General features: G+C 67.8%; 5 protein-coding genes. All 5 read right to left on the bottom strand.

All coding sequences use genetic code 11. The features are described from left to right. Window positions 1-134: 134 nt before the first annotated feature. Window positions 135-2,447, bottom strand: coding sequence for a 1,4-alpha-glucan branching protein GlgB (gene glgB, locus ASF34_RS17395; protein WP_056162880.1), 2,313 nt, complete (start codon window positions 2,445-2,447; stop codon window positions 135-137). Continuing rightward, window positions 2,448-5,705, bottom strand: coding sequence for a maltose alpha-D-glucosyltransferase (gene treS, locus ASF34_RS17400; protein ID WP_056162882.1), 3,258 nt, complete (start codon window positions 5,703-5,705; stop codon window positions 2,448-2,450). It abuts the gene before it with no gap. A gap of 169 nt (window positions 5,706-5,874) precedes the next feature. Then, the gene (locus tag ASF34_RS17405; RefSeq protein WP_056162885.1) at window positions 5,875-9,258 is read right to left on the bottom strand and encodes a maltotransferase domain-containing protein; all 3,384 of its coding nucleotides are present in this window, start codon (window positions 9,256-9,258) and stop codon (window positions 5,875-5,877) included. Between the two features lie 134 nt (window positions 9,259-9,392). Then, a complete protein-coding gene (locus tag ASF34_RS17410) occupies window positions 9,393-14,303 on the bottom strand; it encodes a malto-oligosyltrehalose synthase (protein ID WP_056162888.1) in 4,911 nt (1,636 codons plus the stop codon). Then, entirely contained in the window at window positions 14,300-16,105 is a 1,806-nt protein-coding gene (gene treZ / locus ASF34_RS17415; RefSeq protein WP_056162891.1) for a malto-oligosyltrehalose trehalohydrolase, read from the bottom strand. The genes ASF34_RS17410 and treZ overlap by 4 nt, the downstream gene beginning before the upstream one ends. Window positions 16,106-16,395 lie beyond the last annotated feature (290 nt).

Consider the following 16,395-nt stretch of genomic DNA (forward strand, 5'->3'; position numbering starts at 1 on the left):
AGGTGGTCTGGTGGGATGCTCTACTTTGGCGAAAGCACCGGTTAAGCGATCCGATCAAACAGCCTCAAACAAAAAAAGCGCCGGTTCATCGAACCGGCGCCTTTTCTCATGGCATCTTAAAGCACGAGCCGATCTCAGCCCTCGCGCACGAAGATCATCGTTCCCAAAGGCGGTGCCGCGAGAACCAGCGAATAGGGCTGGCCGTGGCTCTCCACCGGCTCCGCCTGGACGCCGCCCATGTTGCCGACATTCGAACCGCCATAGCGCTCGGAATCAGAGTTGATCGCCTCGCGGTAGAACCCGGCCTCCGGCACGCCGATCCGGTATCCGTCACGCGGAATCGGCGTGAAATTGGAGACGACGACGGCGACCTCACCCGGATTGGTGCCCTTGCGCGCCCAGGCGATGACGCTGTTGTCCTGGTCGTCGGAGACCAGCCACTGGAAGCCGGCTGCCTCGCAATCCCTCACGTGGAGGGCGGGCGTCGAGGTGTAGAGGCGGTTCAGGTCGCGGATGAGATCCTTCACGCCGCGATGCAGAGGATCGTCGAGCAGGTGCCAGTCTAGACTCTGGTTGTGGTTCCACTCTTTCTGCTGGCCGAACTCGCCGCCCATGAAGAGCAGCTTCTTGCCCGGATGGCCCCACATGTAGCCGAAATAGGCGCGCAGATTTGCGAATTTCTGCCAGCGGTCGCCCGGCATCTTGTCCAGCAACGAGCCCTTTCCGTGAACGACTTCATCGTGCGAGAGCGGCAGGATGAAGTTCTCGGAGAAGGCGTAGAGCAGGCCGAAGGTCAGGTCGTGGTGGTGATAGCGGCGATGGATCGTCTGCTTCGACATGAATTCCAGGGTGTCGTGCATCCACCCCATGTTCCACTTGAAGCCGAAGCCGAGGCCGCCCGTATAGGTCGGGTGGGAGACGCCCGGCCAGGAGGTGGATTCCTCGGCGATCGTCATCGTGCCCGGCGCGTGGCTGTAGGTCGCCTCGTTGGTCTTGCGCAGGAAGTTGATGGCGTCGAGATTCTCGTTGCCGCCGTATTGGTTGGGAATCCACTCGCCCTGCCGGCGCGAATAGTCGAGGTAGAGCATGGAGGCGACGGCATCCACGCGCAGACCGTCGAGATGATAATGCTCGAGCCAGAACCGGGCATTGGCGGCGAGGAAGCTCGACACTTCCGTGCGGCCGAAATTGTAGATGTAGGTCCCCCAATCCTGGTGGAATCCCTGGCGCGGGTCGGCATGCTCGTAGAGATGCGTCCCGTCGAACTGGCCGAGACCGTGGGCGTCGAGGGGGAAGTGTCCCGGCACCCAATCCAGCATCACGCCGATGCCGGCCTCATGGGCCGTATCGACGAAGGCCGCGAAATCGTCCGGCGTGCCGAAGCGGCTCGTCGGCGCGAACAGCGAGACCGGCTGGTAACCCCATGAGCCGTCGAACGGATATTCCGTGATCGGCAGCATCTCGATATGGGTGAAGCCCATCTCCTTGACGTAGGGGATCAGGCGCTCGCCCAACTCCTTGTAGGTCAGGTAGCGGTTGCCCTCCTCGGCGACGCGCGCCCAGGAGCCGAGATGCACCTCGTAGATCGAGATGGCGGTGTGGCGCGGATCTTTCTCCCCCCGCGTCGCCATCCACTTGCCGTCGTTCCAGACGGGCGCGTTCGTGCCCTGGAGCACGGAGGCGGTCTCGGGCGGCTTCTGCGCCGCGAAGGCGACGGGATCGGCCTTGAGCGGCAGGAGCGACCCGTCGGGTCCGCGGATCTCGAACTTGTAGTGGACGCCGGCGCGCAGGCCCGGGACGAACAGTTCCCAGATGCCGCCGGTCTGCCAAAGCCGCATGGGGTGGCGACGGCCGTCCCACTCGTTGAAATCGCCGACGATGCTCACCCGGCGGGCATTGGGCGCCCAGACCGCGAAGCGGAAGCCGTCGATGCCGTCGAGCACCATGGATTGGGAGCCGAGCACCCGATAGGTCACGTCGCTGCCGATCTCGCGCAGGTTGTCGATGTCCTGCTGATGCAGCGACGAGCCGAAGCTATAGGGGTCGTGGCGCGTGCGCTCGGTGCCGTCCCAGCCCTCCACCGCGAGTTCGTAGAGCGGACGCCCCTCGCTCTGCACGCGGGCGACGTAGAACCCGTCCTGGTGGCGCCGCTCGAACGGGATGCGCTTGCCGGCGGTGAGAAGGGTCGCCGACTTCGCCTCGGGCAGGATGACCCGCACTTCCCAGAGGCCGGGGCCGATCTGGTGAGGGCCGAGCACGGAGAACGGATCGCCGTGATCCGCCCTCATCACAGCGGCGACCGCGTCCGGATGGACGCCCTGAACGGTCGACGTATCGGCATCGGCCTGGCGGGAACTCCCCGACGCGGCCGAGCGGTCCGCGATCCGTTCGGACCGCTTCCGCTCCTGCTCGGACGTCTTCGCCAGGCTCTCGTCGATATCCGTCATTCAAACGCCTCTCTTGGTGTCGTCCAGAATTGTGAGAACCCCACGGGCTGGGATTTCGATCCAATCCGGCCGGTTATTGGCTTCGTAATCGACTTCGTAGAGGGCCTTCGCCAGAAGCGAGAGCGACAGCAGCCGCGTCTCGGTCTCCGGGTCCGTCACTGCGGCGCGGCTGGTGGAGGCCACGGCACGGTAGGCGTCGAGGAACGCGGCATCGATCATGCCGCGCCAGGCGATGGACGCGCTGCGGGCGCGGCCTTCCGAATCCGCGAACCGGCTCGCGATCTCGCGGGTGACGGTCTCGGCACCGTAGGCGAAGGAGCGCAGCATCCCGGCGACGTCGCGCAGCGGCGTCGACTTGGCGCGGCGCTCGTCGGCGGGGCGAGCGGGCTCGCCCTCGAAGTCGATGATGATGAGGTCGCTCTCGGAGGCGAGGACCTGACCGAGGTGGAAATCGCCGTGGATGCGGGTCTTGGTCGCCCCCACCGGCGCACGCGCCGTCATGTCCTCGATCAGAAGCTCGACCTCGCGGCGGCGACCGGCCAACTCGGTGATCGCCGTGCTGGAGGTGCGTCCCGCCAGGGCGTCGAGGGCGCGGAACGCCCGCTCGCCGAGACGGCGCGCGTCCTCCCCGAGGTCGCGCAGGTCGTCATGCGTGAACGGCTCGGGCGCGAAGGCCGGGTCGTCGGTCTCGATGGCGAAGGCGTTGTGCAGCTCGGCGGTGCGGCGGCCGAGGAGCTCGGCCCAGCGCAGATGCGGGGCGAAGGCTTCGGTCGGGTCCGGCGCCTCGCTTTCGGGCGCGAGCACGACGGTGTCGAAGTCGCGGCGCAAGCCCTCCAGCATCAGCGTCCAGGCATCGCCCTGGTTCGGCACGAAGGCCTGGAGCACGGCGAGCGCCGTCCGCGTCCCGTCCTCGGCCACGTGCTCGACGACGCCGAGGAGAGCCGGGGTGTTGGCGAAGCCCGCCTGCTCGGTGAGGAACCGGCCGACCTCGATCTCGGGATGGACGCCCGTCTGCATGCGGCGCAGGAGCTTGAGCATCATCTTCGAGCCGATGGCGATCGAGGTGTTGCTCTGCTCCGCGTTCAGGCTGCGGACTTCCGCCAGATCCACGGCGACGTCGAGATCGAAGGCCGAGGTATGGGAAAAGACGAGCTTGCCGGTCTCCGTCGGCAACTCGACGCCGTTGCGCATGCCGTCGATCAGGGCGACCGAGAAGGCGGGCGAGGCGGACGCCCCGAACAGGAGGCCCGTGCGCGGTCCGCGACGGACGCGGGCGACCGCGTGCGACAGCAGCGTCTCGTCCTCGCGGCCCTCATCGACACCGAGGGGCACGAAGTAATCCTGGCGCTCGCCATTGGCGAGATGCACCGCCACGCGCGGCAGCAGGAAGCGGGTGGCGCCGCCGGCATCCTTCAGGGTGGCGCTGTCGATCACCGAGACCGACTTGATGCGGGTGCCCTTGGCGCCGAACCAACGGCGGGTGCCGATGAAGCGCGGCGCCACGGTCCGCTCGAAGGCGGTGCGCTCGCGCCCGGCCATGAGGGTCTCGACCCCGCCGGTGAGGACGAGGGTGAACAGTTCGGGCGTCTCCGGCTGCGGGCCGATCTCGCCGGCATTCGCGGCGTTGAGGGAGAACCAGTAGAACCCGTAGGACGGCAGGGTCAGCAGGTAGGGCAACTCGCCGATGGCCGGGAATTCCGAACCGCCGGTGAGCTCGATCGGCACGGCGCTGCGGAACTCGGACAGGTCCAGCTGCACGGCCTGCGGCGCGCGAGACAGGTTGGCCACGCAGAGGACACGCTCGCCCTCGAACTCGCGGATCCAGGCCAGCACCTTGCGGTTGGTCGGATACAGGAACTGCATGGCGCCGCGCCCGAGGGCGACCGAATTGTTGCGGATCGCGATCATGCGGCGCGTCCAGTTGAGCAGGCTCGTCTGCGACTGGGTCTGCGCCTCGACGTTGATGGCGTCGAAGCCGTAGATCGGGTCCTGCACCGAGGGCAGGAAGAGCTTGGCCGGATTGGCGCGGGAGAAGCCGCCGTTGCGGTCCGGGGACCATTGCATCGGGGTGCGCACGCCGTCGCGGTCGCCGAGATAGATGTTGTCGCCCATGCCGATCTCGTCGCCGTAGTAGAGCACCGGCGTGCCGGGCATCGACAGGACGAGGGACTTCATCAGCTCGATCTTGCGGCGGTCGTTCTCCAGCAGCGGAGCGAGACGGCGGCGGATGCCGAGATTGATGCGGGCGCGGCGCTCGGCGGCATAGAACGACCAGAGGTAGTCACGCTCTTCCGCCGTCACCATTTCGAGGGTGAGCTCGTCGTGGTTGCGCAGGAAGATCGCCCATTGGCAGCCCTCGGGGATTTCCGGGGTCTGGCGCATGATGTCGGTGATCGGGTGCCGGTCCTCGCGGGCGATCGCCATGTACATGCGCGGCATCAGCGGGAAGTGGAACGCCATGTGGCATTCGTCGCCATCGCCGAAATACTGCGCTGTCTCCTCCGGCCACTGGTTGGCCTCCGCCAGCAGCATGCGGTCGGGATAGCTCGCGTCGAGGGCGGCGCGGATCGCCTTGATGACCGTGTGGGTCTCCGGCAGGTTCTCGCAATTCGTGCCGTCGCGCTCGATCAGGTAGGGGATCGCGTCGAGGCGCAGGCCGTCGACACCCATGTCGAGCCAGTAGCGCATGACCTCGATCACGCCCTCCAGCACGGCGGGGTTGTCGAAGTTGAGATCCGGCTGGTGGCTGTAGAACCGGTGCCAGAAATACTGCTTGGCGACCGGGTCCCAGGTCCAGTTCGAGGTCTCTGTGTCGAGGAAGATGATGCGCGTGTCGGAATACGGCGTGTCGGTGTCCGACCAGACGTAGAAGTCGCGCTCCGGCGACCCGGCCGGCGCCTCGCGGGCGCGCTGGAACCAGGGATGCTGGTCCGAGGTGTGGTTGATGACGAGTTCGGTGATGACGCGCAGGCCACGGTCATGCGCGGCCTCCACGAACTTCCGGAACTCCTCCATCGTCCCGTAGGACGGGTTCACGTCGCGGTAGTCGCCGATATCGTAGCCATCGTCGCGCAGGGGCGACGGATAGAACGGCATCAGCCAGATGGCGGTGACCCCGAGGTCCCGCACATAGTCCAGTTTCTGCGTCAGGCCCTCGAAATCGCCGATCCCATCGTTGTTCGAGTCGAAGAACGACTTGACGTGGATCTGATAGATGATGGCGTCACGGTACCATTGCGGATCGCTACGATCGATCATCGCGTCGTTGCCTCATGCGTCGGGTTCAAGGGCGTGTTCGGCGTCGCAGCGGCACCGGTCGCGGATGCGAACGGTGCCAGCCGCGTCGGCCGCAGCTTTGGCACCAGCTTCTGGGCGACAACGCGACGGACGGCTGAAAACTCGAAGGTTTGTGCTGACACGCGGGCCGCTACTCCGCAACCCGGCGGGGCGCGCGCAGACGCCAGATCACCGCGGATCGCTCCGCCGGATCGAGGGCGATGCGGTGGGACTTGCCGCGCAGCTCGAACTTGTAGCCGAGCAGCAGGTCCTCCACCTCGACGGCGCCGTCATCGGGCTCTCCGAGGAGCCAGAGCGGCACCTCGTAGGTGCATTCCTGACGGTTCTTCGGATCGAGATTGACCATCACGAAGATGCAGTTGTCGCCTTCGGGCGTCGTCTTGGCATAGGCGACGATCTGGTCGTTATAGGCCCCCGTGAAGGTGACGTTGCGGAAGTCCCAGAGCGCCGGGTTCTCCTGGCGGATACGGTTGAGCTTGATGATGTGCGCACGGATGTTGCCCGGTGCGTGATAGTCCCAGGCCTTCAGCTCGTATTTCTCAGAATTGAGATACTCTTCCTTGCCCGGATACGGCGCTGCCTCGCACATCTCGAAGCCGTTATAGATGCCGTAGACCGAGGACAGGGTGGCCGCGAGCGTCGCCCGCACGATGAATCCGGCGCGGCCGCTGGTCTGGAGATAGACCGGGTTGATGTCCGGTGTGTTGGCAAAGAAGTTCGGCCGGTAATATTCCCCCATCTCGCCGGCGAGCTCGGTGGAATAGTCGATGAGCTCCTGCTTCGTGTTACGCCAGGTGAAGTAGGTGTAGCTCTGCTGGTAGCCGGCCTTGGCGAGCTTCTTCATCATCTTCGGCCGGGTGAAGGCCTCGGCGAGGAAGATCACGTCGGGATAGCGCGCGTTCACCTGCCCGATCATCCATTCCCAGAACGGGATCGGCTTGGTGTGGGGGTTGTCGACGCGGAAGATGCGGGCGCCGAGTTCGGCCCAGCCCATGACGATGTCGCGCAGCTCGATCCAGAGCGAGGGCAGCGCGCCGCCGTAGAAGTGGACGTTGGAGATGTCCTCGTACTTCTTCGGCGGGTTCTCGGCGAATTTCAGCGTGCCGTCGGGGCGCCACTCGAACCATTCCGGGTGGTTCTTGATCCACGGGTGGTCGGGCGAGCACTGGATCGCGAAATCGAGGGCGATCTCCATGCCGTAGGCGTGGCTGGCCGCGACCAGACGGCGGAAATCGTCGAGGGTGCCGAGTTCAGGGTGCACCGCCTCGTGCCCGCCCGCCTCCGAACCGACGGCGTAGACCGAGCCGACATCGCCTTCGAGCGCCGTGAGGGTGTTGTTCTTGCCCTTGCGGTTGGTCTTCCCGATCGGGTGGATCGGCGTGAAATAGAGCACGTCGAAGCCGAGTTCGCGTATCTCGGGCAGGCGCCGGATCACGTCGTCGAACGTGCCGTGGCGGTTGACGTCCATGGATTGCGAGCGCGGGAAGATCTCGTACCAGGCCGAGAACCGGGCCGCGAGGCGGTCGGCGATCACCGGAACGTTCACCGGGTAGCGCGAGCGGTTGACCCGCTCGGCATGCTTGCGGATCAGGGATGCGGTCTCGGGCGCCAGGATGAGGTCGAGCTGCGCCGCCGATCCGGTCTTTTCGGCCGCCAGCGCCGAGACGATGGCCTGAAGCTGGGCCTGGTCTGGCCCTGTGGCGAGGTCCGCCGCTCCCTGCACGAAGGTGACGCCCTCGATGGTCTCCAGGCGCACGTCCACACCCGCATCGCGCTTCTTCAGCGTGTCGCGGATCCAGGACGAGAAGGCATCGCGCCAGGCCTCGATGGTGAATTCGTAGCGGGCATTGTGTTCGAGGGGGAAGGAGCCGCTCCAGCGGTCGTTGTCCACGAACACCATGCGGTCTCGGCGCCATTCCTCCTCGCCGACGACGCGCGACAGGATCGCGGCGTCGATGATCTCGTGGCCGTCGCTGAAGATGTCGGCGGAGACCGCCACCTGCTCGCCGACCACGCGCTTGACCGGGGAACGGCCCCCGTCGATCTCGGGCGAGACCGCCTCGATGACGACGCGGCCTTCGCCCGACGGCGTGGAGGGAGCCGGGGGCTTCGCCACCACCCGCCGTTCGGCGGCGAGGATACGGATCTCTCCGGGCGCGAGGTCGAGGCTCGTGCCGGGGAGGAACTCGATGGGCTCCGCCTCGGGGGTGACGTCCTTGAAGCGGTCGAGCATGCCGCCCGTCCGCGCCACCAGCGGCCCGGCATCCACCGCCACCGCAACGGGGCCGGGATTGAACAGGACGAGAGTGGCGTGGCGCGCCGAGGCGCCGTGCCCGGTATCGAACTTGAGGAGCGCCACGTAATCCGCATCCGGCGCCGAGATCCGCGACTGCGCGCCCTCCACATTGGCGGAAGCGAGGCTGGCCTTCAGGGTGTTGATCGCCGTGACATAGCCGGAAATGTCGATGCCGGTGTCGGTCTCGCGGGAATCCGGTGTGGTCTCGACCACGTGCAGGGCGCGGCGGTAGCCCCATTCGTAGCCGATGGGCAGGAGCACGCCGGCCGAGAAGAACGCGGCCAGGGCGTAGCGCGCCTTCAGGTGCCGCGCCACAGCCTCCGCGCTACCGCCGAGGCCGGCGGCGAGGCGGGGCATGTCGTGGTTCTCGGGGAAGGCGATGGAGGGGGCGATCACGCGCAGGCGGTCGTATTGCTCGAGCGCCCACGGCGCCTTCAGGTCCCACCAGGCGAAGGAATTGAACAGGTAGTCGAAGCCGGCGCCGGCCGTGGCCTGGGCCTCCTCGAAGGTGCAGCCCAGGGTCTCGGCGGCGAACAGGCAATCGGGCTCCAGCGCCTTGGCGGCGCCGATGAGGCTGCGCCAGACATCCGGCGGCACCTTGTAGGCGGCGTCGCAGCGGAACCCGCCGACGCCGAGATCCTGCATCCGGTTGATGTAGCCGGCCCAGAGCCGGGTCAGCTCCTCGCGCGCACCGGCCGAATGGTAGTTCAACTCGGCGAGGTCGCCCCAGACCGTGCGGATCGACGGATCGTCCGGATCGACGGCCGCCGGGCTCTCGATGTTGCCGGCCTCGTCGCGCAGGAACAGGTCCGGCCGCTCCCGCGCGAGGGGGCCGTCCTTGGCCGTGTGGTTGATGACGAGGTCGGTCATCACGCCGATGCCGTGCGCGGCGGCGGCGGCGCAGAAGCGCCGGATCTGCTCGTCGTCCGAGGTGCCGTCATCGTCGCGGAACCGCTCGTCGAGCCGGTCCGGATCGGAGACCGCATAGAGGCTGCGCGAGCCGCCGGTCTGGTGGAACGGGTTGAGGTAGATCCAGTCGAACCCCATCCCGGCGATGCGCGGAAGCTCCGCCGTCCAGGCCGAGACCCGTCCGACGAGGAGGGGGAACAGGTTGTAGATGCGCGGACCCTCGGCGCGGGGGGCAAGGCCCGCAGGCAGCGCCACGGTTCCGGCTTCGGTCCGCTCGGCGGAGATCTTGGCTGGGCTCGGCGCGTTCATGCGTACTCCGTTCTCGTAAAGACGTATCCCCGTCTCCCGCAGGAGCCTCCCGCGCGGCGGCGGGTGGGGTGGGGATGGGCGGTCCTCGGCGAGGACCACCCTTAAAGGTTCGGCGACCGTCCCGGATCCGGGACTCAGGCGATCCGCTTCAGGACCGCGTAGGGCAAACGCGCGAACAACCGGCCGAGATCGATCGAAGTTCCCTCCGGCTGGACGTCGCCGCCCGTCATGAGGTCGATCCAGCGGCTCTCCGCCGCCACCGGAAGGGTGGTGCCGGCAAAGGCCTCGCCCGACCACGTCGCGTCGCCGACGAGGCCGGAGACGAGGCGCGGCACCGCGACGAGAAGGTCGCCCTCCCCGCTTGTGGCATCCGAGCGTGTGAATGCGATGACATGGGCGGCGAGCCTGCCCTCGGCGGTCACGGCGATATGGTCGGCATCGGCATAGAAGCTGGGTCGCTCCGCCCGGTCGGCGAGGAGACGCGCGAGCGTCGCCTGCTTCACCCGCCCGTCCGGCCAATGGTCGAGCAAGGCGGGCAGATCGGCCGTGTCGCTCAAGGCCTCCTCCCGCGCCGCGTAATCCACCGGGCGGCGGTTGTCGGGATCGACGAAGGAGAAGTCCCAGAACTCGGTGCCCTGGTACACGTCGGGCAAGCCCGGAAGCGTCGCCTTCAGCACCGTCCGGCCGAGGCCGGCGATCATGCCGAGATGGGCGAGCCGCCGCGCGATCGGCCGCATCAGCGTCATGAATTTCGCACCCGGCGCGATCAGCCCGGCGAAGAGCCGCTTGACCGCCGCCTCGTACCGCTCGTCCACATTGACCCAGCTCGACCGGCGCTTGCCCTCGCGCAGGGCCTTTTCGGAATAGGCGTCGAGACGGTCGCGGAACTCCGCGATGGCGGCCTCGTCGTCCCGCTCCAGCAATTCGAGTGGCCAGGCGCCCAGGATGGCCTGCAGGAACATCCACTGGTCGTTGGCGTCGGGCGCCGGCCCCTCCTCCATGGCGGTGAGGTGGGTGCGGGCCGACTGGCCGAGGATGGTCCAGGCTTCGGCCCAGACTTCCGGGATCTCCGACAGGGCGAGGAGGCGCGAACGGGCATCCTCGCCGCGCTTGGTGTCGTGGGTCGCCGTGGTGATCATGGCGTTCGGCCAGTCACGCGCCCGCGCCGCCTGGAGCGCGTGGAAATGCTCCAGGTCGATGCCGTATTCCCCCGGATCGCCGCCGACCTCGTTGAGGGCGAGGAGTTCCGAGAAGCGGTAGAACAGCGTGTCTTCCAGGCTTTTCGCCATGACCGGACCGGTCAGCTGCTGGAACCGGCGGCGGAACCGCAGGATGACGGCCGGATCGGGACGCCCCGGCCCCCCGGCATCGATCCGGCCGAGCAGGGCCTTCGAGGCGAAGTCGTGGACCGACCGGTCCGGCAGAGCGCTCCATCGCTTGGCCTTGGCCACCGCGCCCTCGATGAGGCGGACGTCCTCGTCCTCGACGTCGCTCTCGTCGAGGTCGCTCGCCAGGTAGGAGCGGTAGGTGGGAAAGCGCGCGATGATCTCGATCAGCGCCCGGCGGATGGCGTTCACCGAGAAGTCGCGCGTGCGCCGATCGGCATCGGCGATGCGCTTCAGGTCGGCGGTGAGCACTTCGAGCTCGCTGGCGAAGCTGATCTCGAGGATCTCCGCCTTGGCCGCCCGGAGTTGCGCCTTGTAGGGCTCGTCCATGCCGGTGGCCCAGCGATAGAACCGGGTGATCCGGGTGTGCTTCTCCTGGTCCACAAGGATGCCGTCGAGCTGGTTCAGCACGTCGTAGCCGGTGGTTCCGGCGACGGGCCAGGGCCGCAGCTTCTCGCCGGGTTCGAGAATCTTCTCGACCACGACGTAGAAGCCGGGCCCGACGGCGCTCTGCAGGGCGCGCGCATAACCCTGCGGGTCGGCGAGACCGTCGATATGGTCGATCCGCAGCCCGTCGATCCGCCCCTCGGAGATGAGACGGAACACCGTCTCGTGCGAGCGGTGGAAGATATCTGATTTCTCCACGCGCAGGCCCGCGAGGCCGTTCACGTCGAAGAAGCGGCGGTAGTTGATGTCGCTGGCCGCCACGCGCCAATGGGCGAGGCGGTAGGATTGCTGCTCGAGGAGCCGGTGGAGCGGCCCGAAACTGTCGGGCCGTCCCTCGAAACCGTTGAGCAGGGTCAGAGTCCGGTCGATGGCCTTGGCGATGGCGGGCGAGGCCTCCACCGCGTCGGCGAGCCGGCGCTTGAGGCCGTCGGCCTCTTCCGGGAAACCCCGGCGGCGCTCCGCGTTCGTCTCCTCGCTCATGAGACGCAGGCGCTCGGAGACGGCCAGAACTTCGGCCGCCGCGTCGTCGCCGATCTCGCCATGCGCCGCAAGCGCCCGGTTGAGGATCGAGGGATATTGCAGCGGGCAGATCGGGAACTGATGCTCGTAATGCCAGACGCTGAAGGCGCCGGCCGCCGCGTCGTATTTCAGGTCGAGGGTGCCGTGTTCGAGGGCCTCGCCGTAGCGGTCGCCCAGGAACGGGATGACGAGGTTGTTGCGGGCGCCCTGCCGCTGCCAGTCGATGTCGAAGGCGTGCGCCAGCGGCGAGAGATCACCCCATTCGAGCACGGAGAGCCACCACGGATTGTCGGCTCCGCCGACGCCCATATGGTTCGGCACGATGTCGAGGAGCAGCTTCAGGCCGTGCCGGTGCATCACGTCGGAGAAGCGGACGAAGCCCTCCTCGCCGCCGAGTTCCGGGTTGATCGTCGAATGGTCGACGATGTCGTAGCCATGGGTCGAGCCCGGCCGCGCCTTCTGGATCGGCGAGGCATAGACGTGGCTGATGCCGAGTTTGGCCAGATACGGCACGATCCGCTCGGCATCGGCAAAGGTGAAGTCCTTGTGGAACTGCAGCCGATAGGTGGCGCGCGGCGGCGGCGAGGAGAGACGCGCCGCACCCGAACGGGGGCCGCGTTCCTCGGCCGAGAGCGCGGCGGCGAGCTTCGCCAGCGGACCGCCCGGCGCGGCGATGGCCTCCAGGCTGCGGTCGAGCTTGCGCCGCCAGTTGGGATAGCCTTCCGTCGAGCCCGGCACGTTGGCCTGGCTCAGTTCCGAGACGACGTCCTCGTATTGCACCGCCGTGAGCATGGACGGTGCGCGCGCCAAGTAGCGCGCCGCCGCCTCGAACGGCGCCACCTCGGGCACGTCGTAGCTCGGCAGCAACTGCTCGGAGGCCAGCGCCTCGGTAAGGCGGGAGCGTTCGGTGACGCGCTCCCGGCGCTCCGCTTCCGCCCGCTCGGCGTCGTAGAGGCCGAGCGCCTGGCGGGTGTCGGTGTCGACCCCGCGCCACCAGCCGACGAAGGTCGGCAGATCGTGCGTGGTGATGGCGGTCAGCGCGTCGCGCGGATAGGCGCCGGGGCTCTTGAAGCGGCCGCCATGCTCGCGCTCGAAGGCGAGGATGCGGTAGCTCAGGATGCCGGCCTGCATCAGCGCGTCGGAGAAGCCCTCCGGCGCGGTGCCGAGATCCTCGGCGATGACGAGGCATTTCGCCCGGTGGCTCTCCAGCCGAAGCACCGCGAGCATGGGCTCGAACGGCATGGCGACGTAGGCGCCGTCCTTCGCCGATCCGGTGACAGGGATGAGGAAGAGCCGGGCGAGCTGGAACGCGTGGTCGATGCGGATGGCGCCGGCATGGCGCATGTTTGCCTGGACCAGGGCGCGGAACGCCGCGAGCCCGTCGCGCTCCATTTCGAGGGGGTGGAAGGCCGGCAGGCCCCAATCCTGGCCCTTGGGCGCCAGCAGATCGGGCGGCGCACCGATGGAGACGCCGTTGGCGAAGCGTTCGGGATGCGACCAGACTTCCGATCCGCCGCGATCGGCGCCGACAGCGAGATCGCGGTAGAGGCCGAGGCGCATGCCGCTCTCGAGGGCCGCCTTCGACGCATCGGCCAATTGGCGATCGGCGAGGTATTGCAGCCAGATATGGTAGGTGACGGCCTCCGCATGGGCGAGCGCGAACGCCTCCACGGCCGGCGTCCCGGCGCGGCGCATCTCCTCCGGCCAGTCGCCGGACCAATAGGCGCCGAGCGCCTTGTAATGGGCGGACAGCGCCTCGAACGTCCCATGGGCTTCGAGATCCGCGCCGCCCTCCTCGCGGAAGGCCGAGAAGGCGGCGTCGTCACCCGCGCGCGCCGAGGATTCGTGCCAGAACGCTTCCAGCACGGGAGACAGAACGCCCCAGATGCCGGGATGGTCGACAAGGGTCGCGGCCTGAAGACCGGCGATGTCGGTGGCCTTCTCCCCCAGAAGGGCAGCGGCGCGCGAGCCGGCGAAACCGGGCAACGCGCCGGGCTCGATGAACAGGGTCTCGAGGAACAGGCGCGAAGACGGCGAATAGGGCGAGATCTTGCTGCGGTCCGATTCGAACAGCGCATGGACCGGGCTCAGGCCCAGGAACGAGGCGCCGCGAATGCCGGCATCCCGCGCGGCGCGGCCCGCATCGGCGTAACTGCCGATGCCGAGATTGTGCGGCGAGCGCAGGCCGTAGAGCTGCGCCGCGAGGCCCCAATCCCGCGCGCCCTCGTCGGCATAGGCGGCGGGGCGCCAGCAGCGCTGCGGGGCGGAGATGACCCAGGCTTCCGATTTCCGCTCGCCGAGCGCCACGGTGAGCCGGTGGTAGCCGGGCGTCAGGGGCGGCAACTCGATACGCGGTTCGCCCGCCCCCGTGATCGACGCCCTCCCCTCCCGCGCGAGGCCGCGCTCGTCGACGAGGCGCCACGACACGGCGCCATGCGCATCCGCGGCCTGAACGGGGATCGTCGAGGCGCGCCGCGCCTCGACCGGAATCAGCGACGGGACGAGCCCGAGCCGCACGGATTCCACCTCCGCGAGGCTCGTCGCGATCTCGTCGTCGTTGCCCGCGGGGAAGCCCAGGGCGGCGACCATGCCGCGCCGGGTCTCGATGTCGGTCGCCACGGGCTGGCCGAAGGCGTCGGTATAGCCGGATGCGATGCCGAGGAGGTCGGCCAGCCGTTCGAGGTCGCGGCTCATCGGGCGGCTCCCATCAGCACGATACCCGTCCAGGTGGGAAGCTCGATCTCGCTGCCCGTATGACCGTTCGACCAGATCACCTGACCTCCATGGGAATCGACGGCGAGGGGATCCTCGCCGAAATTGGCGACGAAGCGCAGGGTGCCGCCCGCATAGCGCCATGTCACGTCGAGGGAATCCGGGGACGGCCGGGTCACGTCGGCCCCGAGATAGCGGGTCTTCGTCAGGGGCACGACGGATTGGTGCCGGATCTGGAGCAGGTTGCGGGTGTCGGCCCAGACACCGCGATGGGGCTGCCGCTCCGGCTCCGCCCAGTCGAGCTTCGAATCGACGAAGGTCTGCTCGGCGGTCGGATCGGGGATGACCGAGGTGTCGTCGGCGAAAGCCGCGAAGCTCTTGAATTCACGCCGGCGCCCCTCGCGCACCGCTTTGTTCAGCTCCTCGTCCGGCGCGAAATCGACGAAGAACAGGAACGGCGCCGTGGCCGACCATTCCTCGCCCATCCACAGCATCGGGATCTGCGGAGCAAGGAGCAGGCCGGCGCGGGCCAGGCTGAGCTTGTCCGGGTCGCTGAGCGCGCTCAGGCGCTCACCGAGGGCACGGTTTCCCACCTGATCGTGGTTCTGGAGGAAGGTGACGAAGGCCGAGGGCGGCAGATGGGCGGAGGGCTCGCCGCGCGGGTGGTTGTCGAGGCTCGGGAACGGCTCGCCCTGATAGGCGAACCCTTCCGCGAGGCAGCGGGCGAGATGATCCACCGGCTTGTCGGCGAAGCTGACGTAATAGCCGGCATCCTCGCCGGTCAGCAGCACGTGCCAGCAATGGTGGAGATCGTCGGCCCATTGCGCCGTGTGCTGGAGCGGCTGGGCCTGATTGTCGCGTTCGAGCCAGCGGGCCTGATTGGCCTCGTTCTCGAGAACGAGATGGATGTGCCGTCCGGGCAGGCGCGTGCGGATCGTCTCCGCGAGCTCGCCGATGAAGTGCTTGGGCGAATCGTCCAGGATGGCGTGGACCGCGTCGAAGCGGATGCCGTCGAAATGATATTCTTCCAGCCAGTAGAGCGCGTTCTCGATGAAATAGTCGCGCACGACCTTGCCGCTGGTCTCGCCGTCGAAGTTGATGCCGGCGCCCCAGGGCGTCTGGTGACGCTCGGTGAAGAAGGTCTTGGCATAGGCGTGGAGGTAATTCCCGGCCGGGCCGAAATGGTTGTAGACCGCGTCGAGGAAGACCATCAGCCCGAGCGAATGCGCTGTGTCGATCAGGTGCTTGAGCTCGTCCGGGCGTCCGTAGGCGGAATCCGGCGCGTAGGGCAGCACGCCGTCATAGCCCCAGTTGCGGGCGCCCTTGAAGTCGGCGAGCGGCAGGAGCTCGATGGCGGTGACCCCGAGATGGGTCAGGTCTTCGAGCTTGGCCTCCAGGGCGGCATAGGTCCCCTCCGGCGTCGCGGTGCCCACATGCAGCTCGTAGAGGACGGCCTCTTCCCAGGGGCGACCCCTCCATTCGCCGTCGCTCCAGTCGAACGCCTTCGGATCGATCACCTCGCTGAGGCCCGACACGTCGTCCGGCTGGAAGCGCGAAGCGGGATCCGGCACGACAAGGTCGCCGTCGATGCGAAAACCGTAGCGGGCGCCCGGACGGACGTCCGGGACGGTGGTGCGGCGCCAGCCTTCGCCGGCCTCTGGGATGGGATGCTCGGCCCCGTCGACCACGAGGGCCACGTCCTTGGCCGTGGGTGCCCAGAGGGCGAAGCGCACGCCGTCCGCCGCGATCGCGGCACCGAAGTTCATGTCGTGTGTGCGCCGCATCAGACCGCCATCTCGCTCATTGGGAAACCTCGCGGCCGGGTCGCACCGGCCACGGGGGAGAAGGCCGTCCGCGAGGGTCTGGTTCCCTCGCCATACGGCTTCGCTTGCGACGTAATGCGCGGGTCACGGTCGACAACCGCCGGGCGGACAAGTTTTGTGTGCAGCGCGCCATGGTGCCTCGATCATGGCGCCTCGCTCGTGGGCATTCCGGCGGCCCGATGCATCCCGCCGCGCCATAGGCACGTTGAGTGAGCGTCGCCTCGCCGATGAGCCGGCGGCGAACCTCAAGG

The organism is Methylobacterium sp. Leaf106 (genome assembly GCF_001422895.1).
Classification (GTDB): Bacteria; Pseudomonadota; Alphaproteobacteria; order Rhizobiales; family Beijerinckiaceae; genus Methylobacterium; species Methylobacterium bullatum.

Excerpts from the sequence above, each read along its gene's own strand:
- glgB (WP_056162880.1), bottom strand. The coding sequence starts at position 2,447 with ATGACGGATATCGACGAGAGCCTGGCGAAGACGTCCGAGCAGGAGCGG.
- treS (WP_056162882.1), bottom strand. The coding sequence starts at position 5,705 with ATGATCGATCGTAGCGATCCGCAATGGTACCGTGACGCCATCATCTAT.
- ASF34_RS17405 (WP_056162885.1), bottom strand. The coding sequence starts at position 9,258 with ATGAACGCGCCGAGCCCAGCCAAGATCTCCGCCGAGCGGACCGAAGCC.
- ASF34_RS17410 (WP_056162888.1), bottom strand. The coding sequence starts at position 14,303 with ATGAGCCGCGACCTCGAACGGCTGGCCGACCTCCTCGGCATCGCATCC.
- treZ (WP_056162891.1), bottom strand. The coding sequence starts at position 16,105 with ATGCGGCGCACACACGACATGAACTTCGGTGCCGCGATCGCGGCGGAC.